The sequence below is a fragment of the Sulfurimonas hongkongensis genome (assembly GCF_000445475.1).
Taxonomy (GTDB): domain Bacteria; phylum Campylobacterota; class Campylobacteria; order Campylobacterales; family Sulfurimonadaceae; genus Sulfurimonas; species Sulfurimonas hongkongensis.
This window is the reverse complement of sequence record NZ_AUPZ01000002.1, coordinates 284,435-308,965: the sequence shown is the minus strand read 5'-3', so window position 1 is coordinate 308,965 and position 24,531 is coordinate 284,435. Positions and strand designations below refer to the sequence as shown.

General features: G+C 34.3%; 27 protein-coding genes. 15 read left to right on the top strand and 12 right to left on the bottom strand.

Translation table 11 applies throughout. The annotated features are described in order from the left end of the window. Positions 1–89 precede the first annotated feature (89 nt). The 6 genes from M947_RS14010 to M947_RS13985 form a co-directional block, all read right to left on the bottom strand. A complete protein-coding gene (locus M947_RS14010) occupies positions 90–1,061 on the bottom strand; it encodes a hypothetical protein (RefSeq protein WP_021286666.1) in 972 nt (323 codons plus the stop codon). After that, on the bottom strand, positions 1,054–1,710 hold the full coding sequence (locus tag M947_RS14005) for a Crp/Fnr family transcriptional regulator (RefSeq protein WP_021286665.1): 657 nt from the start codon (positions 1,708–1,710) through the stop codon (positions 1,054–1,056). Before M947_RS14005 ends, M947_RS14010 begins: the two co-directional genes overlap by 8 nt. A 10-nt stretch (positions 1,711–1,720) precedes the next feature. Then, positions 1,721–2,155 carry a hypothetical protein gene (locus M947_RS14000; protein ID WP_021286664.1) on the bottom strand — a complete coding sequence of 145 codons (435 nt, stop codon included), beginning with the start codon at positions 2,153–2,155 and terminating at the stop codon, positions 1,721–1,723. Positions 2,156–2,235: 80 nt separating this feature from the next. Continuing rightward, complete coding sequence (ftsZ, locus tag M947_RS13995; RefSeq protein ID WP_021286663.1) at positions 2,236–3,354, bottom strand: cell division protein FtsZ; 1,119 nt, start codon at positions 3,352–3,354, stop codon at positions 2,236–2,238. An 11-nt stretch (positions 3,355–3,365) separates the two neighbouring features. Further along, the gene (ftsA, locus tag M947_RS13990) at positions 3,366–4,724 is read right to left on the bottom strand and encodes a cell division protein FtsA (protein ID WP_021286662.1); all 1,359 of its coding nucleotides are present in this window, start codon (positions 4,722–4,724) and stop codon (positions 3,366–3,368) included. Between the two features lies 1 nt (position 4,725). Beyond that, on the bottom strand, positions 4,726–6,192 hold the full coding sequence (locus tag M947_RS13985; RefSeq protein ID WP_021286661.1) for a peptidylprolyl isomerase: 1,467 nt from the start codon (positions 6,190–6,192) through the stop codon (positions 4,726–4,728). Between the two features lie 203 nt (positions 6,193–6,395). Here M947_RS13985 and M947_RS13980 point away from each other — a divergent pair, with 203 nt between their 5' ends. The 5 genes from M947_RS13980 to M947_RS13960 all read left to right on the top strand — a co-directional run bounded on the left by M947_RS13980 (position 6,396) and on the right by M947_RS13960 (position 10,785). Then, on the top strand, positions 6,396–7,058 hold the full coding sequence (locus M947_RS13980) for a Crp/Fnr family transcriptional regulator (RefSeq protein ID WP_021286660.1): 663 nt from the start codon (positions 6,396–6,398) through the stop codon (positions 7,056–7,058). Positions 7,059–7,375: 317 nt separating this feature from the next. Then, on the top strand, positions 7,376–8,221 hold the full coding sequence (locus M947_RS13975) for an RNA-binding protein (RefSeq protein WP_021286659.1): 846 nt from the start codon (positions 7,376–7,378) through the stop codon (positions 8,219–8,221). 85 nt (positions 8,222–8,306) lie between these two features. Further along, positions 8,307–8,753: an Hsp20/alpha crystallin family protein gene (locus M947_RS13970; protein WP_021286658.1), complete on the top strand. Its 447-nt coding sequence runs from the start codon at positions 8,307–8,309 to the stop codon at positions 8,751–8,753. A gap of 10 nt (positions 8,754–8,763) precedes the next feature. Further along, complete coding sequence (locus M947_RS13965; protein ID WP_021286657.1) at positions 8,764–9,189, top strand: Hsp20/alpha crystallin family protein; 426 nt, start codon at positions 8,764–8,766, stop codon at positions 9,187–9,189. 297 nt (positions 9,190–9,486) lie between these two features. Next, complete coding sequence (locus M947_RS13960; protein WP_021286656.1) at positions 9,487–10,785, top strand: adenosylmethionine--8-amino-7-oxononanoate transaminase; 1,299 nt, start codon at positions 9,487–9,489, stop codon at positions 10,783–10,785. 72 nt (positions 10,786–10,857) lie between these two features. Here the strand turns inward: M947_RS13960 and M947_RS13955 are convergent, their stop codons facing one another. Continuing rightward, entirely contained in the window at positions 10,858–11,346 is a 489-nt protein-coding gene (locus M947_RS13955; RefSeq protein ID WP_021286655.1) for a SprT-like domain-containing protein, read from the bottom strand. A 4-nt stretch (positions 11,347–11,350) separates the two neighbouring features. Next, a complete protein-coding gene (locus M947_RS13950) occupies positions 11,351–11,680 on the bottom strand; it encodes a hypothetical protein (RefSeq protein ID WP_021286654.1) in 330 nt (109 codons plus the stop codon). Positions 11,681–11,842: 162 nt separating this feature from the next. Between M947_RS13950 and htpG the strand changes: the two genes are divergently transcribed. After that, on the top strand, positions 11,843–13,735 hold the full coding sequence (gene htpG, locus M947_RS13945) for a molecular chaperone HtpG (RefSeq protein WP_021286653.1): 1,893 nt from the start codon (positions 11,843–11,845) through the stop codon (positions 13,733–13,735). A 29-nt stretch (positions 13,736–13,764) separates the two neighbouring features. On the opposite strand, the gene M947_RS23600 is transcribed toward htpG, so the two are convergent. After that, positions 13,765–13,938, bottom strand: a complete 174-nt coding sequence (locus tag M947_RS23600; protein ID WP_021286652.1) for a hypothetical protein — start codon at positions 13,936–13,938, stop codon at positions 13,765–13,767. A gap of 47 nt (positions 13,939–13,985) precedes the next feature. Here M947_RS23600 and M947_RS13940 point away from each other — a divergent pair, with 47 nt between their 5' ends. Then, a complete protein-coding gene (locus tag M947_RS13940) occupies positions 13,986–14,516 on the top strand; it encodes a hypothetical protein (protein ID WP_021286651.1) in 531 nt (176 codons plus the stop codon). A gap of 1 nt (position 14,517) precedes the next feature. Here the strand turns inward: M947_RS13940 and M947_RS13935 are convergent, their stop codons facing one another. Continuing rightward, positions 14,518–14,814, bottom strand: a complete 297-nt coding sequence (locus M947_RS13935) for a hypothetical protein (RefSeq protein WP_021286650.1) — start codon at positions 14,812–14,814, stop codon at positions 14,518–14,520. A 54-nt stretch (positions 14,815–14,868) separates the two neighbouring features. Further along, on the bottom strand, positions 14,869–15,159 hold the full coding sequence (locus M947_RS13930) for a DUF3817 domain-containing protein (RefSeq protein WP_021286649.1): 291 nt from the start codon (positions 15,157–15,159) through the stop codon (positions 14,869–14,871). Between the two features lie 151 nt (positions 15,160–15,310). Here M947_RS13930 and M947_RS13925 point away from each other — a divergent pair, with 151 nt between their 5' ends. The 3 genes from M947_RS13925 to M947_RS13915 are packed head-to-tail and all read left to right on the top strand — an operon-like array spanning position 15,311 to position 18,684. Then, positions 15,311–15,544 carry an OadG family protein gene (locus tag M947_RS13925; protein ID WP_021286648.1) on the top strand — a complete coding sequence of 78 codons (234 nt, stop codon included), beginning with the start codon at positions 15,311–15,313 and terminating at the stop codon, positions 15,542–15,544. Positions 15,545–15,552: 8 nt separating this feature from the next. Then, positions 15,553–17,364: a biotin/lipoyl-containing protein gene (locus M947_RS13920; protein WP_021286647.1), complete on the top strand. Its 1,812-nt coding sequence runs from the start codon at positions 15,553–15,555 to the stop codon at positions 17,362–17,364. A gap of 3 nt (positions 17,365–17,367) precedes the next feature. Further along, positions 17,368–18,684: a sodium ion-translocating decarboxylase subunit beta gene (locus tag M947_RS13915; RefSeq protein ID WP_021286646.1), complete on the top strand. Its 1,317-nt coding sequence runs from the start codon at positions 17,368–17,370 to the stop codon at positions 18,682–18,684. A 40-nt stretch (positions 18,685–18,724) separates the two neighbouring features. Here the strand turns inward: M947_RS13915 and M947_RS13910 are convergent, their stop codons facing one another. Further along, positions 18,725–19,690, bottom strand: coding sequence for a chemotaxis protein (locus M947_RS13910; protein ID WP_021286645.1), 966 nt, complete (start codon positions 19,688–19,690; stop codon positions 18,725–18,727). Between the two features lie 114 nt (positions 19,691–19,804). Between M947_RS13910 and M947_RS13905 the strand changes: the two genes are divergently transcribed. The 5 genes from M947_RS13905 to M947_RS13885 are packed head-to-tail and all read left to right on the top strand — an operon-like array spanning position 19,805 to position 24,504. After that, a complete protein-coding gene (locus M947_RS13905) occupies positions 19,805–20,602 on the top strand; it encodes an efflux RND transporter periplasmic adaptor subunit (protein WP_031347813.1) in 798 nt (265 codons plus the stop codon). Continuing rightward, entirely contained in the window at positions 20,603–21,151 is a 549-nt protein-coding gene (locus M947_RS13900; RefSeq protein WP_021286643.1) for a molybdopterin-dependent oxidoreductase, read from the top strand. It abuts the gene before it with no gap. A 21-nt stretch (positions 21,152–21,172) separates the two neighbouring features. Continuing rightward, positions 21,173–22,357 (top strand): aspartate aminotransferase family protein, encoded by a 1,185-nt coding sequence (locus M947_RS13895; RefSeq protein ID WP_021286642.1) that lies wholly within the window; start codon positions 21,173–21,175, stop codon positions 22,355–22,357. Beyond that, entirely contained in the window at positions 22,314–23,510 is a 1,197-nt protein-coding gene (locus tag M947_RS13890; RefSeq protein ID WP_021286641.1) for a TolC family protein, read from the top strand. Before M947_RS13895 ends, M947_RS13890 begins: the two co-directional genes overlap by 44 nt. Further along, the gene (locus M947_RS13885) at positions 23,503–24,504 is read left to right on the top strand and encodes an SAM-dependent methyltransferase (RefSeq protein ID WP_021286640.1); all 1,002 of its coding nucleotides are present in this window, start codon (positions 23,503–23,505) and stop codon (positions 24,502–24,504) included. The genes M947_RS13890 and M947_RS13885 overlap by 8 nt, the downstream gene beginning before the upstream one ends. Positions 24,505–24,531: the final 27 nt, after the last annotated feature.

The following is a 24,531-nucleotide window of genomic DNA, read 5'->3' as shown; positions in this document are numbered from 1 at the left end:
AATATACCCAAATGATTCGTAATACTATTATATTTTTGAGGTCTATAATTTGACTAAGGTCAAATTATAAAATTAATTTTGAAATTTATTTAAGATTTAAGAATAGAACTAGAAATAAGAGAATTTAAGTCTTTTTTTAAGTCCTCTAGTCTCTTTGCAGAGGTTGTTAGCTCTTCTAGTGAGTCTATAAGAGCATCCTCTCTTTTAGTTAGCTCTTTGTCTATAGAGTGAGTCCCTTGCATGGTATAGATTAGCTCTAAGAGATCTGTAATGTTACTCTCAACTTGATACAAAGAGCCAAAAGAGTGTTCAATGGAGTGACTTGAATTTTCTATGGAGCTATTAATTTTTTCTACAAGTAAGTTAAAGTTATTTCTTGCTTGTAGTATCTCTTTGCTTTCATTTTTCATTTTTATAGGTTCTAGGTCTTTAATGCTGGAATTTGTAATAATTTTTTTTGAAGTTGATAAAAATTTCTGTATAAAAGAGATTAACTCTTTTAGCTGAGTAAAGAGATATACAAGAAGCACTACTAGGATTAAAAAAAGAGTGTATTGAAGGCTTTTAGAGCTATGAAAGTTTTTTTCATACTCAGTTTTATGCATCTTGATGAGTTCATCAAACTCCATAACAAGCTTTATATTTGCGTGGTATATATCATTTACCATTTTTTCTAGCAAAATAGTTGAATAGGGAGAAGTCGTTTTGGCTTTATCTCTAAAGTTTTGTACAAGAAGATAAAATTCGTTCCATAACTTAGTTATTTTTCTAGTTTTTTGAGTTATCTCTAAAGAGCCTTTTTGCTCTATTGGAAATTCTCTATTTTCCATATTTTTAACAAATGCTTTTATAGACTTATCTAACTCTTTTGTTGAAGAATCTCTATATCTATATACAAAAAATATATTTTTAGCTATATCTTGTGTAAAAGCTTTTTGTGAGTTTAGAAGATCAAGAAAATCATTGTTAAAACTATTTTGCTTTGAAATCTGGCTAGAGAGTAGAGCTAGAGTGATAGAGAGTATAAAAATAAGTATGCCAACTACTTTTATATTAGTCATTTGCTACTTCCTTCAATGCTTTTGAATCTAGCACCTTAATTCGACCATGTATTATATCAATAATATTATTTCTCTTTAGTCTATTTAAAACGCGAGATAGAGTTGCTGGTTGTATGTGAAGTATTAGAGATATATCGTGTCTTTTTAGTTTGTTAAACATCTCTAAATCACTGTGAAGCATCATAGAGACCTTTTGAACTGAGTCATATATAAACTCACGATTTATCAAAGATTGAAGTTTTTGAGATCTTTCATTTACCTCACAAGATAGCTCTAGGCAGAGTTTTTGTTTATCTAAAAAATTTTCTTTAAATAGCCCATAGTCTATGTTTAAAACTAAGGACTCTTCAACAATAGAGATGTTGGAAAAAAAGTTAAGAGTTTGGCTTTTAAAACTCTCTATCTCTGAGAGTAGAGAGTTTTTATATATATAGTATAGAAAAATTTCATTTTTGTGTTTGTCTATCTTGTAGGATTTTGCTAAGCCACTTATAAGAAACTCTAAGTTTTGACTCTGCTCATTTTCATAATGAAGCACATACTCATTTGCGTAAGTAGTAAGCGTACAAAAAGAAGATAAGAGCTCTATCTCTTTAGCATCAAGAGAGCTAAAAAAGATCAAAGATTCCAAAATCTCTCGAATAGACAACTCTTAAGTCCTATTCTAAGATAACAGGACAATCTTCTTGTGAGATATTAAACTCAAAAAGTTTAGCTTTAGATTTTGCACTGATGTAAACATATAATGCATTTATGCCAGCTTTTAAAAACTTATGTGAAGTTTGACAAACTCCCATAGTTACAGCTTCTTTCATTCTTGATCTATCTTCTTTTCTCACAGCCTCATCACTCTTTGAACCAGTGTTTATCTCAAAAGTATATACAAGTGTAGCACCGTCATTTTTTATAGATGTAAAAGTTGTATATTTGTCTATCACTTGAGGAAGGGATTTAGATGTTTCTTGTGCTACCATTTCTGCTATAGTTATATTTTGAGACTTCATCTCTTTTTGGGGAAATACACCAGTTCTTGTTGGTATCTCAGATGAAAATAAGAAAGTAGATAAAACTACCATTAGAAATATTTTGTTCATTATTACTCTTTTACTTAAAATTTATATAATTAAAAAGTCAAGCTTTTGATCTCAATCAGTAAGCCAAGACGACAATATCTTTAATCCTGTTGTTGTCTCATATATGAAGGAATATCCAAGTAATTCTCATCATATTCTCCACCAACTACTAATTTTGGACGAAGTTTTATTTTTGCTTGTGGCTCTTCACTTACAAAGTCTTCATTATTGGAACCTGTGCCCATATCTTTTTCAAAGCCTGTTGCAATTATAGTTATTTTTATATAATTTGGCTCAATAGTCGCATCTGTAGATGTACCAAAGATAACCTCTGCATCTTCGTGTGCACTCTCATGTACAACATTCATAGCATCTGATATCTCCATAAGTGGAAAATCTGGATGCATCTTGAAGTGAACTAAAACACCCATAGCTCCGTTAATTGTCATGTTGTCAAGTAGAGGTGACTCAATTGCTGCTTTAATAGCTTCATAAGCAGCATTTTCACCCTCATATTCACCAACGCCCATAAGTGCCATACCTTTATGACTCATTACAGTTTGCAAGTCGGCAAAGTCTAGATTTATATCATTTTCACCACTCGCAAGTATTACACCCGAGGTTCCACTCACAGCTTGAGCTAAAACACCATCAACTATCTTAAAACTCTCTTTTAGTCCGAGTCTTCTATCTATGATGGAGAGTAGCTTGTCATTTGGAATAACTACAATAGAGTCGCTCTCAAGCTTAAGCTCTTCTAGTCCAGATTCAGCAAGTTTTAGACGTTTTTTGCCCTCAAAGGAGAAAGGTTTCGTAACTATAGAGATAGTTAAAGCCCCAACTTCTTTTGCTATTTGGGCAATAACAGGAGCAGCACCAGTCCCAGTTCCACCGCCTAGACCTGCTGATATAAAGACTATATCAGCACCATCAAGAGCGTCTCTAATCTCATCATAGCTCTCTAGCGCTGAGTCTTTTCCAATAGCGGGCTTCATTCCAGCACCAAGACCCTTAGTAAGCTTTGTACCTATCTGAATCTTAGATGCGCTCTCTGCTTCATAAAGAACTTGAGCATCAGTGTTTATCATAATCATCTCGATGCCACAAACACCCTCTTTAATCATATGACCGATCATGTTACCACCACCGCCACCTACGCCTACTGCTATTATTCTTGCTCCACTTAGGTTGCTTGCTTCTTCAATTACATATGGTTCCATAATCTTACTCCTTAAAATAGCTGGGTTGCCCAGTTCCAAAATTTGCTAAAAACTCCAGCTTCATCGTTTTTTTTATCTTTTTTAGATTCCAAAGAAACCATTTTTTGCTCTTGCTCTTCTTCAGCCGAGGGTGCAATAGGAATCTCACTCTCAGTAGAGAAGTTTACCTTACTTTGTGAAACAGGTGTCTCGTTTGAGTGCCGAACTCTTTTGTTTACATCTATCTCATAAGGAGTGTAGTATTTTGCACTATACATAACCAAACCGATAGCACTTGAGAACTCCGCACTTCTTAAGTTGTCAAAAAGTCCGTCCATTTCTATTGGGCGAGCAAGGCGAACAGGCACTGAACCAAATGTAGCTACAGCTAACTCTCTGATGCCTTCCATCTTTGAGAAACCACCAGTTAGAACTATACCAGCTCCTAGCTGATCTTTAAGACCGCTATTTTCTATAAACTGGGCTAGTATCATAAGTGTCTCTTCAACTCTTGCAAAGATGACATTGTGAACTACTTCAAGAGAGACCTCGTGAGTAGTCTCCTCATCACCTATAATTGGAAGCTCTATAAGCTCATTGCTAGGAGCAAGAAGTGAGCCATAACTTAGCTTTACACTATCGGCAATATTGAGTGGAGTATGTAGAGCCATAGATAAGTCACTTGTAACATGGTTCGAGCCGACTCCCAAAAAGTCATTATATCTGATGGAATTACCAGAGTGGATGGTTATATTGCTCGTGTTTCCACCCATATCAATAACGGCAACGCCTAGCTCTTTTTCATCAGGATTTAGAGTAGCTATAGAAGATGCATAGCCATTGAGTACTACATTTTCTACCTCCACACCAGCTCCACGAACAGCTTTTTTTAGGTTGTTTAGGTTTGACTTTTGAGTAGTTATGATGTGTGCTTCAACTTCAAGTCTTGAAGCATTCATACCAAGCGGGTCTTCTATAAAATCCTGATCATCGACCTTAAAGTTATATGGAAGAGCATGGAGTATCTCATACTCGTTTGGTATGTTGGCGTTATAAACAGAGGTGTTCATAACTCGCTCAATCTCTTTAAAACTTACTTCTTTGTTTTGAATGTTAACTATACCGTTTGAGTTTAGACTTTTAGTGTATGCACCAGATATAGAGACTATAGCAGTTTTGACATCACTACCAGAGACTCTTTTTGCATCATTTATTGCAGTTTTTATAGATTTTGAGGCTAACTCTATATTTGTTATGCTTCCTCTTTTTAAACCTTGCGCTTTAGAAATACCAGCACCCGTTATAGATACTGAATTATCATCGGCAATTTCAGCAATGATAGCGCATATCTTTGTGGAACCAACATCTATGGCTAAAACAGTTCTGCTCAACTTAGAGTCCTTGAATAAATATCTCTGTTTTGTACTTGTTTTGGAGGTTTTTTACCAAACCTTCGTTAAACAAGTCACTCTTTATCCTAACTATAGGGTTGTTAGGGTTGTTATTAGAATTCTCAAGCAGTTTTTGTTCCAAGATGTTATAAAGAACAATTTTTCCACTATTTAAAGCTATAAATCCTCTTTTTTTGTCTGTTGCAAAAAGAGCGTTTAAAAATTCGTTTGCCTCTGTCTCTTGAAGATTTGCAATCTTGTTTGCATCTTGATTTGTTATAAAATCTGTAGAGTCTCCTTTAAACGTCTTAACTGAGTTTTTAGCTAACTCTAAGAGCTTGTTGTTTTTTTGCTCTTGAACATATTTTGGCAAAATCTCATCTTTAGCATCTTCATAACTCTTTACACTTGATGGGATAGTTTTTATCAGTTCAAATGTAAAGTACTCATCTCCTACTAAGATTGGCTTTAACAGTGGAGATGTAGGAGATGTTTTTGAAATAGCTTCTAAAACTTCGTCATTATAAGGGTTATTTGAAGCTGAGATAATAGTAGTTGTTACCTCTATATCAGGAGCGAGAGTTCCTTTTTTGTAGTCTATGTAAGCTCTAAGAGCTGTATCTTTAGTTTCTTTTGCATCAAGTTTGGCTATTACTGATGCTTTTGCGCCCTCAAATGGAAGTATCTTTGCATCTGTATCTTTGAAGTTAATCTTGTTCTCTTCATAGTACTCTCGTATCTCTTTATCTTCATACTTACCAGAGACTCTTGGCTGCTTTATAAACTTAACTTCATACATGACTTCACTCATAAAGTTTTGTTTGTTTTTTTCCCAATATGGCATAAGAACTTCATCTGAAGTGTCAACTGAGATTTTTTCATCACTTATTACTTTATACTCTATCTTATCTGCTATATTTAAGATATTTTCTATGATATCAAGTTCATTTTTACTTACATCAACTGGCAATAAAGCTAAGGTTTTTTGTATCAAAAGCTCTTTTTTTATATCTGCTTCATACTCTTTTGTAGTCATGTTATTTCTTGATAAAACCTGCTTATAAATCTCTTTATCAAAAACACCATCTTTAAAGAAAAATTCCTTAGTCTTGAGTCTCTCTAAAATCTCTTTTTCACTTACATCTAAGTCATAAGAGATACCAAGATTTAAAACAAGTGCTTGGTTTATAAGCTGTTTTAGCGCCTGCGATTGGAGTCCGAAACTTTTTGCTTTTTCTTCATCAAAGTTGCCTTGAAACATCTCGTTGTATTGAGCGTAAAGATTTGAGTAAGTTTTTTGAAGTTCACCTATGGTTATCTCAACGTCTCCAACCTTTGCAGCAGCTCCAGCCTTGTCTCCATAAGAGTATTGCCCCCATCCAACAAAGCCTGCTCCGACGAAAGCTATAGTTGAAATCCAAATAGTTATAATGAGATATTTTTTATGTCTTTGCATCCATGAAATCATGTATTGTTACCTTATAGCGCGATATTTTCGTAATTCTATGTAAATTCTCATTAAACCTTGATAAAAGGGTTGCGAGAGTTTAATTTGTACAGATTTAAAATAGTGAAATTTAAGTGAAGATGATTTAGGTTTTGTTACAATGGTTTAATTAGATTTTATGCTAAAATAATAGTATTTTTATTTTGAATCTAGCAGGAGTGATTGTGCAAGTCGAATATCCTATTGATATTGTTCAAAGTAAATTTCATCAAGATGTAGAGAGCTATGGACGAGTTTTGTTTTTTTCAAAAGATGAAATGGTTTTAACACCCCAAGAGCTAACGAAAAAATTCTTTTTTGTACTTGAGGGCAGAATTAAAGTTTCACAAGTGAATCTAAAGAATGCTAAAGAGCAGATTATCACCATCTTAACTAATGGCGATATGTATGATGTAGTTACGCTTCTTGATGGTAAGCTACATGAAAATCTATTGTATGCACTAGATGAAGTTAAAATCGTATGTTTTCCTATTGAGATCGTTAGAAAATGGATGCAAGAGGATCAAAATTTTAATAAAATACTTTTTCCATATGTTTCAAATCAGTTAAGAGAGAGGGAGGAGCTTGCTTTGGACCTCTCGCTTTATAGTGTTTCAGAGAGACTTATAAAGCTAATTTCAAAAACTACAAATCATGAAAATCCTAGCAAGCGCAATCTCTTACAAAATCTTTCACACGAAGTAATTGCAAGTATAATAGGAACTGTAAGAAAAGTGCTTAATCGACATATTCAACAACTAAAAGATGATGATATGATCACTGTCAAGCGTAAAAATATTGAAATAAAAGACGCACAAAAACTTCTAGACAGCCTTCCTCTATCTTAAGTGCCACTAAAGTGGCAGACTTATTTTATTAAATAGACTAGACTTAAATTCGTAAAACGAGGAAGAGTTGGATTGTTCTTCTTGTTCTTCTTTTTTATGATTACAACTTCAATTTTGCTAACAGTAACGATTTGATTTATAGAGGTGCTAATGATTGGTTTGGTAAGTCAGATGGGGTATATCAGTCAAAGCAGCACAAGCTATAAAGAGTTACATTAGCTGATAGAGGGAGTAAAAAAGATAGCAGTGAATAATCAAACATAAAGGCTAAACAATTAGTCTCTTGCCTATTACTACACAGTTTAGGAGGGTTGTAGATGATACAGGCGATTATTATTTATAAAAAAAACAAAGAAAATATTGAAAGATTTTTACTTGATAATATTTCCAATAATGTTACTAACGAGCTTACAGATAAACATCTAAGTAGCTTTTTTAAAACATTTAAATCACTACAAATGCTTTATGTTACAGATGATAATTATCAACAATCCAAAGCAAAACTTATAAGAGATAAGAAGGATACGGCACCATTACCAATAGATAGAATAGTTACTTTTGAAAAGAGAGTTATAAAAGGTGGAAAATATGTTAGCTCTCCTTATGTGTCCATATCAACAGGTCGTACCATTATTACAGTCATTAAAAAGATAGAAAAGAACTATTTAGTAATGGATTTTGATTTAATTGATTTATTAGAAGAGTTAAACTATGTCACACATGGCACATTTTTTATAAAAACAAATAAATTTTTTTATGCTACTATAGGATACGGACTGTATCTATTATCTGCAATTTTAATTTTATACTCTATTCTAACTTTTGGCTCGTACCTGCTCTACTATGATTCAACATTAATAGAAGCCACATTTAAATCTATTGTTTCAATTACATTAGGATTGGCTATTTTTGATTTGGGTAAGAACTTATTGGAACATGAAGTTATTTATAGACAAGAAGCAGAAAAAGGCAATAGCAGCAGAGTTTTTATTAAATTTTTAATTTCAATAATTGTTGCGATATCAATAGAAGGATTGATATTTATTTTTAAAATTATACTCTCAAAAGAATACAGTGATATGACTTATGCTTTTTATTTAATTGCTGGCGTTTCCATGTTTATTATATCTTTATCTATATTTAGTAAACTTTCCCGTAGTTGATTTTTTTTAAAGTGCCACTAAAGTGGCAGACTTATTTTATTAAATAGACTAGACTAATACTGCAAATAAAAATAAGGAGTTAAAAATGTACATTACAAAATATAACCCAACTAGAGATATGCGAGAGTTTCAAAGAGGATTTAATAGTTTCAACTCATTCTTAGATAATTTTATGGGTGGTATGGCAACAATTAGCAAGGCTGATTTTGAACCTTTAGTCAACACGCGGGAGGGAGAACATGCTTACCATGTAGAGTTGGATCTGCCAGGTATGAAAAAAGAGGATATCAATGTAGATGTAAAAGATAATGTTGTAACAATCTCAGGTGAAAGAAAGACTAAAGAAGAGGTTGAAAAAGAGGACTACTATAAAATAGAGAGTAGTTATGGAAAATTTGAAAGAAGTTTTACTCTGCCTGAGAATGTAGATATTGAAAATATACGTGCAGAATCGCAAGATGGTGTCTTAGAAGTGATCATACCAAAGTTTCAAAAAGTAGAGAAAAAGTCAAAAAAAATAGAGATTAAATAGGAGGTTTATTATGAGCTTTATTGAAAAAACTAAAGAGATAGGAAATGAGATAGAAGAGAGCTTAGAAAAAGGGTTTGAAAAAGGCAAGGAGGTGTTGAGTAATGTTGCTAGTCATCTCCCTTTTGCAAACTTGGCGAAAAAGAAGGGTGGAGATTTTCATGTCGAAATTGATTTACCTGGTGTTAAAAAGGAGGATATCGAAGTAAAAATTGATAATAATATCTTAACTATTAGTGGTGAGCGTAGGATGAGAAAAGAGATAAACAGGGAAGACTATTATCATCTAGAGAGTTCATTCGGTAGGTTTGAGAGAAGCTTTACTCTTCCTAAAGGGATTGATCAAGAAAAGATAAATGCAGAGTACAAAAACGGGAGACTTATAATAGATCTTGAGAGAGAAGAGTCTCTTAAACCAAAAGCTATAGAAGTAAAATAATTTTAGATAAAAATTGAACCTTCTTGTTAATCTATAAACTAGATTCCGTGTCAAACACAAAATGACAAAACACGCGTCATTCTGAACTCTAAAGAAACATTTTTGTATAGCAAAAAGTGATTCTCTTGTTTTGATTCAGGATCCAACTCAATAAAAGATTATAGTTTGTTAAAAAAGTTTCTAAGACCTTTTAGAGCTTAGAAGCTTTGGCTTATTTCAGCTTCATATCCACTCCATATTGTTATACTCCACATCGAAGTTAGAGTTTATCTTAAATGTTAAAGGTGTGTTTGATCTATGAAGAATGAAGAACTAAAAAAAAGAGACTTGGAAGTTTTGTGGCATCCTTGTACTCAGATGAAAGACCATGAAACACTGCCACTTATCCCTATAAAAAGAGCTTATGGAGTATATCTTGAAGACTTTGAAGAAAATATTTTTATCGATGCTGTTAGTAGCTGGTGGGTAAATATTTTCGGGCACACAAATGCTTATATAAATGAGAAGATAAAGGAGCAGTTAAATAGTCTAGAGCATGTAATTTTAGCGGGTTTTACTCATGAGCCAGTTGTAAAACTCTCTGAGAGACTCGTGGAGTTAACGCCAGATGGACTAAGTAAGTGTTTTTACTCTGATAATGGTTCAAGCGCTATAGAAGTGACCCTAAAGATGAGCTATCATGCTCATAAAAATGATAAAAAAATTGGCAAAGATATCTTTGTCTCACTCACAAACTCTTACCATGGCGAGACTATTGGAGCGCTGAGTGTTGGCGATGTAGAACTCTACAAGCAGACTTATGAGCCACTTTTACTAAAGACCATACAAACTCCAGTTCCAAGTGATACAAGTGTTACCTCTGCAAAAGAGGCCGCACAAAAATTTGAAGAGCTGTGCAAAGAGAGGTCTCACGAGATAAGTGCAATCATACTAGAGCCTCTTGTTCAAGGCGCTGGATATATGCATATGTACGATAGAGAATTTTTAGTTTTAGTGCGCGAGATTTGCTCAAGGTATGATGTGCACTTAATAGCAGATGAAGTTATGGTCGGTTTTGGACGAACAGGAGAGCTTTTTGCGTGTGAGAGTGCTGGAATTACACCTGATTTTATGGTGCTATCAAAAGGACTCACTGGTGGTTATCTTCCTCTCTCTGTCGTTTTAACCTCAGATGAGATATATGCTAAGTTTTATTGTGATTACAACGAACACAAGGCATTTTTACACTCTCACTCATATACAGGAAATGCACTTGCATGTGCGGCTGCAAATGCAACTCTTGATATTTTTGAAAAAGATAACGTAATAGAGCAAAACAGAAAAACGGCAGCGTATATGGCTGAAAAATTAGAGAAGTTTAAAGGGCTAAAAAATGTAGCATCCATCAGACAAACAGGAATGATATGTGCCATCGACTTAAAAGGTTATAAGAGCGAAGATAGAGTAGGCTTGAGAGTTTATACTTATGCGCTAGAGCATGGAGTACTGCTAAGGCCACTTGGTCATGTAGTCTACTTTATGCCACCATATACCATCACAAAAGAAGAGATAGATAGGGTAATGGATACAGCTTATGATGCTATCTCTGCTTTGTAAACATTTTTATCTTATCTTCAAGTCATGATTGGTTTGTTTGTTTGTTTGTTTGTTTAAAGTAGGACTAAATTGCTAAAAGGGCAGCTTGCCCATCACAACATCGTGACTATTTACATATTGCTCACACTTTGTGCCACCGAGCTTTAAACAAGCCTTTTGCCACTCTTTTGAATGTCCATCACCTTTTGTGAAGTTTTTGAGCTTAAACATAAGTGCGTGAGCATACTCATGCGCGATAACGCTATCTACCATATAGTCCATACTCTCTTGCATTACTTTTTTGTTTAGGTAGATTTTTATCTCGCCATTTTTGTAAGCTGTAAGACCATAGAGTCTACCTTTAAATCTATCTGTAACTATTAAAGGGACCCTAAAGCTAAAACCGTAATTTTTTTGCATAAGCCAAATAACTTCTTGCTCTTTTTGTGCTATGCGGTCTTTGTAACTTTGGGGTATGTCGTTGGTTTTAAAACTATAGTCATCATAGAAGTTCTTTGCTAAGATTAAAGATGCTAGGACTATGATGCCTAAGAAAAGAAGCTCGAACTTTTTTATAAACATAGTTTTATAAAACCTCTAGCTCATTTTTACTTGTCTTAAAGCAAAACTCTCTTGCTACAAACCAGTCAGCAATCTCTTTGTCACTATACTGATGTTCTCTTTGTTTTGGAGGAATGACACTATTTCTAACTTTAGAGCGGATGATGCCCATAACTATGTAACTAGCTATCAAAGATGCTATAGCTATAAAATAGTCTTGTATATACCAGACTATAAGTGCAACAATATATATGCCAAACTGTAAAAAAACTCTTATAAGAAAAGAGATGATTTTGCACTTTTTTGATTCTAGTTTTGGAGTTGCCTCAAGCATCTCTAAAATTTCATTATCCACTTCTATACCTTACTTTTAAGTTGTATGATTATAGCTAAACTATGTAAAATGCTAATAGACTAAAAATATGTGAGCCATATAGGCTAAACTTTTTTGATATCATTTGTAACTATTAACTATTTTTTGGTAATATACTTAAAATTTAAAAAAAGGACATTTAAGATGGCAAAACATCAATTTCAAACAGAAGCAAATCAAATACTAAACTTAATGATACACTCACTATATTCAAACAAAGAGATATTTCTTCGTGAGCTTGTCTCAAATGCATCAGATGCACTTGATAAACTAAATATGTTAGTTTTAACAGATGAGAAGTACAAAGGTGTGACTTTTGCTCCTAGAATCGACATTATTGCCGATAAAGAGACGAAAACTCTAACTGTTAAAGACTCTGGTATTGGTATGAATGAAGAGGATTTAATGAACAACTTGGGAACTATCGCTAAGTCTGGAACTAAAGCATTTTTAGAAAATCTTACTGGTGATCAAAAACAAGATTCTAATCTTATAGGTCAGTTTGGTGTTGGTTTTTATGCTTCTTTTATGGTTGCAAACAAGGTAGAAGTTATAACTAAAAAAGCAGGCGAGACGCAAGCATTTTTATGGACTAGTGCTGGTGATGGCGAGTTTGAAATATCAAAAAGTTCAAGAGACTCTCACGGAACTACTATAGTTATGCATCTAAACGATGATGAAGAAGAGTTTTTAGAGACTCATAGAATCGAGAGTATCATCAAAAAGTATTCAAATCACATCCCTTTTGCTATTTTTATGGATAAAGAGAAGCATATTCCCGCAGTTACAGATGATGATGGTAAAGAGACTGAGCCATCACGTACAGAGATAGAAAATACTCAAATAAATCGTGCAAATGCACTATGGACAATTTCAAAAAATGAAATTTCGGATGATGAATATAAAGATTTTTATAGCTCAATAGCTCACTCATCAGAAGAGCCGCTAACATGGATGCACAATAAAGCAGAAGGTGCTATAGAGTACACGACACTCTTTTACATCCCAAGTAAAGCACCGATGGATATGTACAGAGTTGATTACCAAACTGGTATCAAACTATATATCAACCGTGTATTTATTACAGATGATGAAAAAGAGTTGATGCCAACTTATCTAAGATTCTTAAGAGGTGTAATTGACTCAAAAGATTTGCCTCTAAATGTTTCTCGTGAGATTTTACAATCAAACGCAGTTATGAACAAGATAAAAAATGCTTCAGTTAAAAAAGTTCTCTCAGAACTCTCAAAGATGGCAAAAAAAGATCCTAAAAAGTACGAAGAGTTCTTTAATGAGTTTGGAAATGTTTTAAAAGAGGGTCTATATAGTGACTTTGCAAATCGTGAAAAAATCTTAGAGCTAATGAAATTTAATACACTAAACTCTGATGAAAAGGTTATGATAGAAGAGTTTGTTAAAAATGTAGATGAAGATAAAAAAGAGATATACTACATCACAGGAAAAGCATCACTCTCAATGCTAAAAGCATCTCCAGCTCTAGAGAAGTTTAAGTCTCGTGGCATCGATGTTTTAGTTTTAAATGAAGAAGTAGATACTATCATCTTCCCAATGGTAACTGAGTATAAAGAGTACAAGCTTATATCTGTAGCTGATGCAAAGTTTGAGGAGAGCGAAGATGAGAAAAAAGAGCAAGAAGAGGTTGCAAAATCTTTTGAAGGTTTAGCAAAAGAGTTTAAAGACGCACTTGGCGATGCTGTTAAATCAGTTGAGACTACATCAGATCTTGTTGACTCTCCTGTTAAACTAAAAGAGGATAAAGAAGACCCAGCTTATATGATGGCTCAAATGATGAAGCAGATGGGACAAGATACAGGAACTCCTGCACCTGCACCGATTTTACAGATAAATCCTAAGCATGAACTTCTTGTAAAACTAAAAAACTCAGCGGATCAAAATCTTATAAACGATGCTGCTCATGTTCTGCTTGACCAAGCAAAACTCTTTGATGGCATAGAGCTTGATGATACAGCAGACTTTATCTTAAGACTAAACAGAATTATCTCTAAAGCTATATAAATTTTTTCGTAGTGAGTGCATTTGGGCACTCACTTTTTTTTCTGAATAGAATCAGATACTTTTTCAAGCAAACCTTGAGGTTTCTTTTTAAAAGTCGGTGTTTTGTCTTCAAGTGGTAATGCAAAAGCTAAAATGATAAAAACAAATGAAAAAACTACACCACCTAACATACTAAGGATAAGTTTTAGTTGAAAATCACTCATATAGTTTTGCACCTTTATTAAATGTAGTAAGATTTTTAAATTATATCATGTTAAAATTACATATGCTAAAAATAACAGAGATTTTACTCTTATTGCTTCTTCTTAATTTAAACCTAGATGCCAAAGAGCCGCTACTTGGAATTTTAACCTCAGTAAACTCAAATGAGGTACAATCTTTTAATATATCAAAATTCAATTTAACATGCAGACCTTACGGTGTTTTGACACTAGAGAGACTTTACGCAATTTCCGATGATGGTTCAGTCTGCAAAGAGAAGATAGAGAGCATCTATGCTAAATATCCAGACCTTAAGTACTTTGCTCAAAGACTCTTAAAAAGACAGCAGAGATACCACTTTGTGCCAAAAGAAAAGGGTGAGTGTGTTTTGTATGCAAAAGGGCAGATGACTCTCTCAGAACTTCTCTTAGCTAAGGGGTTAGCATTAGTAAAACCTCTATTTGATGATGAAGAGTTTAGAGATGACTTCAATGTGGCCCAGAGAAAAGCTTCTCTAGAGAAGAGAGGTTTGTGGGAGAAGGATATTTTTGAGATATGTGCGGCTAAGCTTTATGAGTAGCTTAGCTCTGTTTGTTTGTCATATATATCCAAAACTCTTTATGAGAGTAACCTTTGTTTAAAAAGTAGATTTGTAAAATCGCCACTCTATAAAGTGTAATAAGCATCTTTGCAAAAGGTATAAAAAGACTTAAACTAACAAGTAAAGACTGCTCTTTATCTCCTTTTGATGTCATCATCTCTTGTATACCAATATTTTTACTAAGATATATGCCAAAAAGTATGGAAAACAAAAAGTTTAGACTTAGTCCAAAAATCATATAAGCTACAAAATCTTGTTCATGCATTCCTGCTATCATAGTCTCTCCATAAAATTAAATTTTAGAGTATATTTTATCAAAATGTTTCTTTTGTTATTCATAAGTTTTTATCCTGCTTTTTGTAAAAAAAGTACCAAAAGGAAGAAGTGAAGCTATAAAAAAAATCAAACTCTCACTAAAAGACCACTTTGTATCTTCCCACGCTTTTATTAATAAAGCACAAAATATTATAAATAATATCCCGTGAATCATACCTACAATTTTTACCGCTATTGGAAAACCAAACATGTACTTCATGGGCATTGCTACAAATAGCAAAAGAAGATAAGAATAACCCTCTATTGTGTTGATATATCCGAACTTTTTTACACTATTTTTTACCATTTTATCACTTTGGGATTGAATTTTGAGGCAATTATATAATCAAAAGGTAACAATAATGCAAGTTTGAAAAACTACGAAACAATCCAAAACTTTATTTAAACATCTTTACACTATACTTTTTGTGCTAAATTGTAATAACAAAGGTAGATTTATGGAAACTAACCTCATAGTAGAGGGTTTTAAATTTATGGCTTTAGGAATGGGTACTGTTTTTCTTTTTCTAATCACACTAATTGTGTTGATGAATCTTATGTCAACTGTACTTCATAAGTTTTTTCCTGAACCAACTGCAGCAAGCTTAGAACCACAAACAGCAAATCAAAAAGATAATAAAAAAATTATTGCCGCCATTAGTGCTGCGATTTCTCACCATAGACAAGGTTAAGGATTATAATGGGTAAAAAATATATAGATGTAATGGATACAACATTTAGGGATGGTTTTCAGTCCGTATTTGGCGGTCGAGTACTTATGGATGATTTTTTTCCAGCAGTAGAAGCGGCCAAAAGAGCGGGAATAAATCACTTTGAATTTGGTGGAGGTGCAAGATTTCAATCTTTGTACTTCTATTTGAGAGAAGATGCTTTCGAAATGATGGACAAATTTCGTAAGATTGTTGGACCAGAAGCCAACCTTCAAACTCTAGCTCGTGGTGTAAACACAGTTATGCTAGATACTGGCTCTAAAGAGTTAATAGACCTTCATGCAAAAATGTTCAAAAAACATGGAACTACAACTATTAGAAACTTTGATGCACTCAATGATGTTGAAAACCTAAAGTACTCAGGCGAGAGAATATCTCATCATGGGCTAAAACATGAAGTAGTTGTGACTATGATGGACCTTCCACCAGGATGTCATGGTGCCCACACTGCTGAGTTTTATGAAAAAACTCTTCGTGAGATTTTAGATAGCGGTATCCCATATGATAGTATCTGTTTTAAAGATGCATCTGGAACTTCAAACCCACAAAAAGTCTTTGACACCATTAAAATGGCTCGCAGACTAATCCCAGAGGGGACTCACTTAAGACTTCATACTCATGAGACTGCTGGTGTATCAGTTTCCGCTTATATGGCGGCACTAGAGGCTGGCGTAGATGGTATAGATATGGCAGCAGCTCCAGTATCTGGTGGAACAAGTCAGCCAGATATCTTAACTATGCTTCATGCTACAAAAGGTATGGATTATGATCTTGGTGGTTTAGAAATTGGCAAAATTTTGACCTATGAAAAAGAGTTGCAAAACTGTTTAGCAGACTACTTTATGCCTCCTGAAGCTACTATGGTCTCTCCTATCATTCCATTTTCTCCAATGCCGGGAGGCGCTCTTACTGCAAATACTCAAATGATGCGTGATAATAACATCCTAGATAAGTTTCCAGAAGTAATTGCTGCTATGACTGAGGTTGTAGAAAAAGGTGGTTATGGCACAAGTGTTACTCCAGTATCTCAGTTTTATTTCCAACAAGCTCTAAACAATGTTATGCAAGGACCATGGAAAGCTATAGCTCCAGGTTATGGAAAGATGGTTCTAGGTTATTTTGGTAAAACTCCAGTTGCTCCAGATCCAGAGATTGTAAGAATTGCCTCAGAAAAACTGGGCTTAGAACCAACTACACAGAAGGTTCTTGATTTAACTGATGTAGATGAGAGCAAATCTCTAGAGACTTGGATTAAAAAGCTCAAAGAAGAAGATATAGAGATAACAGAAGAAAATATCTTTATTGCTGCTGCTTGTCATGAAAAAGGTATTGCTTTTCTAAAAGGCAAGGGTGAGTTAAATGTTCGTAAAATATCAGAGATGAAAAAAGATTGTGAAGGAAGTTCAAATATGGGTAGTGGAAATTATACAGTAGTCGTTGATGGTCAAAAGTTTAGTGTTCAAGTAGCAGAGGGTGATGCAAATGTTGAAGTTACAGCGGTAGATGGTGAGAGCATAACTCCATCAGCATCAACACCAAAAGAGGCTCCAGCTAAAGCTTCAGGTGATGAAGTCTCTATAAAAGCACTGCTTCCAGGAAATGTTTGGAAAATAGTGGCAAATCCGGGCCAGAGCGTTAATGAGGGCGATGTTATTATGATACTAGAGTCTATGAAGATGGAAATAGATGTTGTGTCTCCTCGTGGTGGCGTTGTTAAGTCTATCAATGTTGCTACTAATGACAAGGTAGTTGAAGGTCAAGTCGTAGCAGTACTAGGATAAACGATGAGATTTTTTCTTATAAAAATAGTAGCACTTTTGCTTCTTAGTTTTGGTGTCTTACATGCTAGTGCAGAGACTGCTAATGGTTCATCAACTCATAAAGAAGAGACTTATCAAACTAAGCCACTCGCTGAGATGATTTCAGGATTTTTAGCTTCTACTGGTCTAAATGCTCTTATAAATCCAGATCCAAATGAAAAAAGTGCCCATGGGGAAGATATGAGTGACTTTCATAAGTCGTGGGGTCGTGTGATTATGGTACTAATCACATTTTTGCTCTTTTATTTAGCTATTAAAAAAGGTTTTGAACCTCTGTTGCTCTTGCCTATCGCCTTTGGTGGGTTACTTGCCAATATTCCAGTTGCAGGGATTGCCGGTGAACATGGCTTTTTAGGTGTTATCTATAGTATGGGTCTCTCAAATGAGATGTTTCCCATCATCATTTTTATGGGTGTTGGAGCTATGACTGACTTTGGACCACTCTTATCAAACCCTAAGACAGCACTTCTAGGCGGAGCTGCACAGTTTGGTATCTTTGGAACACTTGTTGGAGCGGTGGCACTTTCACAAATGGGTTTTGTTGATTTTACACTTCAACAAGCATCAGCTATCTCTATTATTGGTGGAGCAGATGGACCGACTTCTATCTTTATAGCCACAAAACTAGCACCTGAACTTCTTGGAGCTATTGCGGTTGCGTCTTACTCATATATGGCTATGGTTCCTATCATTCAACCTCCAATCATGAAAGCACTAACAACAGATGCTGAGAGAAAGATTAAGATGACTACGCTTCGTCATGTCTCTCGCTTAGAGAAGTTGATATTTCCTATTATGGTTTTAGTTTTGGCTATCTTAGTTCTTCCAGCCGCAACTCCGCTTATCGGTGCGTTTATGTTTGGAAACTTTTTAAAAGAGTCAGGTGTGGTTGAGAGATTAAATGACACTTTGCAAAATGCACTTATAAACATTGTAACAATCTTTTTAGGTCTTGGTGTAGGTTCAAAGCTTGCATCTGATCAATTCTTGGTTCCTGATACTATGTTTATTATGGCTTTAGGTGTTATTGCATTTTCTGCTGGAACTGCGTCTGGTATTATTATGGCTAAGATTATGAATCTATTTCCTGGGCACAAGGTAAATCCGCTTATAGGTTCAGCTGGTGTGTCTGCTGTTCCTATGGCTGCTCGTGTATCAAACAAAGTTGGTATGGAATATGACCGCTCTAACATGCTCTTAATGCATGCAATGGGTCCAAATGTTGCGGGTGTTATTGGCTCAGCCGTTGCAGCCGGTGTTCTTATCTCACTCTTTCAGTAGAGAGGTTCTCACTACTTATCCTGATGGATGAGCAGTGAGACTATTTAGCTTTTATAGCTAAGACTTCTTGGGTATTTATCGCCTCTATAATAAGCGGTATAACATTATGGCTCTTTGTTTTATCAATAAATCCATTTGCTCCTAAAACTTCGGCTTCTCTTTTGTTATTGCTTCCAGTCATTGAAGAGTTTACTATGATAGGGATTTTTTTTGTTCTTGGCTCATTTCTAAGAAGTTTTATGACTGTAAAACCTGACATCTCTGGCATCTCAATATCTGTAATAATAGCTGGGATCTTAGATGGATCTTGCAACTCTAAGACATAATCCACAAGTTTTTTACCATTGTCAAACATTTTCATATCTATATTTGCATTTTTAAATATTTGAGATAGGTGCTTTTGTGCAGTTTTAGAATCTTCTGCAATAAGAACCGTACCTTTTAGTAGTTTTGCAGGAATATCCAATTCAGTTAGATTAGTAGGAGACTCTGATACATCAACCATAGCCTGAGGTACTACATCTGCTAAAAGTTTTTCATAATCAAGTATAAGGCATAGACTTCCATCTTCGAGTCTAGTATCGTTCATGACCACGCCATCGTCTTTTAGCCTGTAACTATCAGGAGCGTGCATCTCATTCCAATTTTTTTTGATAACTCTGTATGCAGACATGATTCTAAGACCAATAATAACACCATTAAAGTCACAAATAAGAATGTTTGACTGTTTAATCTCTTCCTTTGTTAGGGTCGTTCCTAGCCAGGCTGGTAGATTTAGTATAGGGATTTGAAGACCACGAAGTATGATGGTTCCTTCAAGCAGTTTGTGAGATGATGGGATCTGAGTTAGGAAATGATTTTTAGATTCAACAACTTCTCTTGTCTTAAAAACATTTATTGCATAGTAAGCAGAGTCTTTATGATTGCTGATTCTAAAAACTAAAAGTTGAAGCTCATTATTTTTAGCTAGATTTGTAGTAGAATCAACTTTGGACAGAACTGACATTGTTACCCCTTGAATTAAAACTTTGTCAATAATAGCGAAAATATGATGAAAATATGCTTGAATATTAGCGATGAAATGGTAAAATGACTCCAAAATTAATAAAGGCTTTTAAAAGTGAAAATATTATTGATTATGATCTTAACGTTTACTTTATCATTTGCAAAGGTTTACTACTCAAAGGTAGAACCTTACGAGATTAGAGATATATCTTCAAATGTTTTAGGGTTAGTACTCTTTATAGATGAAGATATGATAGGAAAGAAGCTTGGTTCAAAACCTTATATACGCATAGATGATGAGCTTGATGTAAAAGAGCTGGGATTTATAGAAGACAAATTAGAATATTTGCAAGATATAGTCAAAGTTAATGAAGAGGTTTTACTAAACTTAGAAAACTCTATCCAGAGAAAGAGAGAAAACTATAAAAGAATAGAAGAGTTGAAGTTTAAATCAACTGTTGAAAAAGATAGAGAGTATCATGAGCTTATATCAAGTGAAAATCAATACTTAAACACACAAAAAGAGATACTAAACTTAAAAGTTCAAATAGCGGACTTAAAATTAAGACAAGCTCAACTTTTGCGAGATGTAAAAGATAAAAGTCTTAAAAATGAGGGTTTTATACTTTATGAAATTTTGGTAAAAACTGGTCAGGTTGTAAATATTTCAACTCCTCTTGCAAAAGTAGCAGATGTATCAAAAGCAAAACTTAGCATCTATCTTGATGAGTCTGACGTAGCTGGGGCAAAAGAAAAAGTGGTATATATAAATGGCGAAAAAACTTCTTATAAAATATCAAGACTCTTAAAAATAGCAGATGCAAAAAATATTTCAAAATACTTAGCTCAAATCATCATAGACTCTCCAAAACTCTTCTCAAAACTAGCAACTATAGAGCTAAAAGATAAGTAGATGCAAAAAGAGATAAAAGAGTCAGATGTAATTATTTTTTGGGGGAAAAACCCAAAGTTGAGCAGTTTAGAGCCACTTGAGGTGTTGAAAAATAAAAAAGTTATAGTAATAGACCCTATAAAAACAGAGATTGCCAAGATGGCAGATCTGCATATCTCTATAAAACCAAAAGGAGATTTTTTTCTTGCTATGCTTCTTTGCAGGTTTTTATATATTTATGAGAGTGCTGATGAAGAGTACTTGCAAAAACATACAGCTGGATTTGAAGATTTTTATGAGTTAACTCAATCTATACGCATAGTCTCTACACTAAAAGAGATTGATGTTAATTTAGGCGAAATTGAGAGAGTAATCGAGCTTGTAGAGAGTAAAAAAGTAATTATAATCTGTGGTGGTGGTGTACAAAAGTGTAGAGATAAAGATGATATCTTAAGAGCGATTGATGCTTTTGGAGTTATGCTTGGACTCTATGGTGAAGGTGGTTTTGATACCCCATCTGGCAAATTTGAGTTTATAGACGAGCATGATTGTACTCTACCATCAAAATAATAAATTTTTAAGGAACAAAAAATGAGCAATACAAAAGAGTTAGATAAAAAATATATATTACCAACATATGCAAGAGCAGATGTAGAGTTTGTAAGTGGAAGTGGAGCAAGATTAGTAGATGTTAATGATAAGAAGTATATAGATTTTGCATCTGGCATTGGTGTAGTAAGCGTTGGACACGCAAACAAAAGAGTAAATGATGCCATCACAAAGCAGATTTCACAACTAACACACACTTCAAACCTCTACTATATAACATCTCAAGCAGAAGCTGCAAAAAAAATAGTTGAATCAAGCGGATATGACATGATGTGTTTTTTTGGAAATAGTGGAGCTGAAGCAAATGAGGGTGCTATAAAGATAGCAAGAAAGTTTGGAGAAAAGGATGGTGAAGTTAAGAGATATAAAGTCATAACACTTCAAAACTCATTTCATGGAAGAACTATAACAACGCTAAAGTCAACAGGGCAAGAGCTTATGCACAACTACTTTGGACCATATCCTGATGGCTTTGTATATGCAAATGATATTGCACAAGTTGAGTCACTTTTGGATAATCATACAGTTGCAGTTATGATAGAACTTGTTCAAGGTGAGGGTGGAGTAGAACCACTAGATAAAGAGAGAATCCAAGCACTAGCAAAGATGCTAAAAGAGAAAAATATCCTGCTTATAGTAGATGAAGTTCAGACTGGAGTCTATAGAACTGGAGAGTTTTTAGCATCAAATGTTTATGGCATTGAGCCAGATATCATAACTCTTGCAAAAGGTTTAGCTGGCGGTGTTCCTATCGGTGTAGTTATGACATCTCTAAAAGAAGTTTTCTCTCCTGGAGATCATGGATCTACTTTTGGTGGAAACTTTTTAAGTTCAAGGGCAGCTTGTGAAGTTATAGATATCTTAGATGAGTATACAAAGAGTGGAGGCTTAAAAGAGATAACTGAGTACTTTAACCATAAGCTTCAAGAGTTTTGCAACTCACATAAAGAAGTCTTTACTTCTAAAGTTGGCATCGGTTTGATGTGCGGTCTTAGAGTAAGAGATGGGGATACTTTAGCAAAAATTATCTCAAACGCAAGAGATGAGGGTGTGATAGTGCTCCGAGCTGGAAGAAATACCCTTAGATTTTTACCACCACTAACTATAACGAAAGAGGAAATAGATGAAGGTTTCATATCTCTTAATAACGCTGTCACTTCTTTGTAGTACAGCCTTTGCACAAGAATCCCTTGAAGCATATATATCAGACAACAAAAAAGAGCAGTTTAAATATGACTATGACAAAGTAGAGGCTGAGAGTTTAAAGCTTCGCGACTCCTGGATAGCTCCGCTTAATTTGCAATACAGCTACTCTAAAAGTAACCCCTATGAAGAGGAACAAACTTCAGAGAGTGCTTTTGTGAAAATGGACCAACCTATATTTGCTAGTGGTGGTATCTACTACGGCATAAAGTTTGCAGAAGCTTCAAGAGTCTACTCAAACTACTCCATAGAAGTTGCACAAAGAAAGCTAGTAAAAGATGCTATCTCTCTTTTGATGCAGATAAAGCAGATGGACTATAAAATCAAAAAACAAGAACTGCAGATAAAAAACTCTGAGATAAACTTAGCTCAAAAGCAAGAGCAATACTTAAACGGTCAACTTGATTCTGGTTTTTTAGATAATGCTATTATTGAGAGAAATGTAGTTACACAAACTCTTTATGACATCCAAACAAACAAAGAGAGACTCATCTCAAAGTTCAATGCTATTAGTGATATGTCTTATAAAAACGCAGAGGTTCCAAACTTAGATACTTTAACGTTGGAGCAGTTTTTAGCTAACAACATAGTGCTTGATATGTCTAGTAGTGATATAGATAAAACTAGATACAACAAAGATGTAACAACTGCCAAATATCTCCCACAAGTGAGTTTAACCGCTGGATATAACTGGAATAAAAGTGATACTGTATATAAGTTTGGGGCAAATGAAAAAAATTATTATGACTATGGTATTAAAGTATCTATGCCCCTTGATATCAATACTTATAGAGATATAGAAGCCTCGCGCATAGACTATTTAAAGTCTGGGCTTGTTGTAGAAGATAGAAAAAGAGAGCTAAAAGCACTTTTTGAGCAGGTAATGCAAAACATAAAAAACTTTGAGAAAAAGATACTCCTTAGCATTGATAACAAAAAACTCTATGAGAAGCTACTCTTTGAGACACAAGAGATGTATAGTGCTGGATATAAGACGAGCTATGATGTGGATTTGTTAAAAAACTCTGTAGCTATTCAAAGTATTGATTTAAAAATATTTGAGATAGATAAGCAACTAGAGCTTTTAACACTTTATGAGATGTATAAAAATGAGTAGATTTAGCAAGTATATGAGTGAGTGGCTCTATAGCGATGATGGTTACTATGCTACTTATAAAGCTATAGGAAAAGAGGGAGATTTTTATACCTCTGTAAGTACAAGTAAATTTTTTGGTGGAAGTGTAGCGAGGCATATCATCTCTTTAGTAGATGAGGGTTTTTTAAGCAAAGATGCAGTCATCTGTGAGATAGGTGCTCATCATGGCTACTTTTTAGCTGATATCATTGAATTTATTTACACCCTAAGACCAAAACTTCTAAAGAGTTTGAAGTTTGTTATTATCGAGAGATTTGAGGCACTTCAAAAAGCTCAACAAGAGTATTTTAAAGAGTCCTTTGGAGATGTTATAGAGCTAACACACTACAGATCTCTAAGTGAACTTAGATGCAAAAATGCTTTTTTTATAGCAAATGAAATCTTTGATGCATTTGCGTGTGAGCTCTACTATAAAGGTAAAACTGCAAGAGTTGAAGCACATAACATTGAGTTTGATATAGAAGATGAGTTCATTGATGCAAAGGCTAAAAAATACAAAAAGGATAGAGGCGAGATAGCTATAGGTTATGAAGAGTTCGCCCGTGAGATGGCTAGTTCTTGTGATAAGTTTGAGTTTATGAGCTTTGACTATGGCGAGATGATGGCACGCCCTGACTTTTCCATCAGAGTCTATGAAAAACACAAAACAATCCCTCTTTTTGATGAAGAGATAAAAAGAGATGAACTTTTTAAAAGTTCAGATATAACTTATGATGTCTGTTTTGCTCATGTAAAAGATGCCTACGAAGAAGCTGGGGTAAAATTTATAGAACTAAAAGCTCAGATGGTAGCACTTGTAGACATGGGGATACTAGAGCTTTTAGAGATACTAAAAGAAAATGCCGATGAGAAGATCTATGAACAAGAACTTCAAAAAGCAAAGATGCTAATCATGCCAAATTTTTTAGGTGAGAGATTTAAGATGATACGCTTTAGAAAAGAGTATCTATGTTAGCATTTGATAGTTTGAAAACTAAAGAGG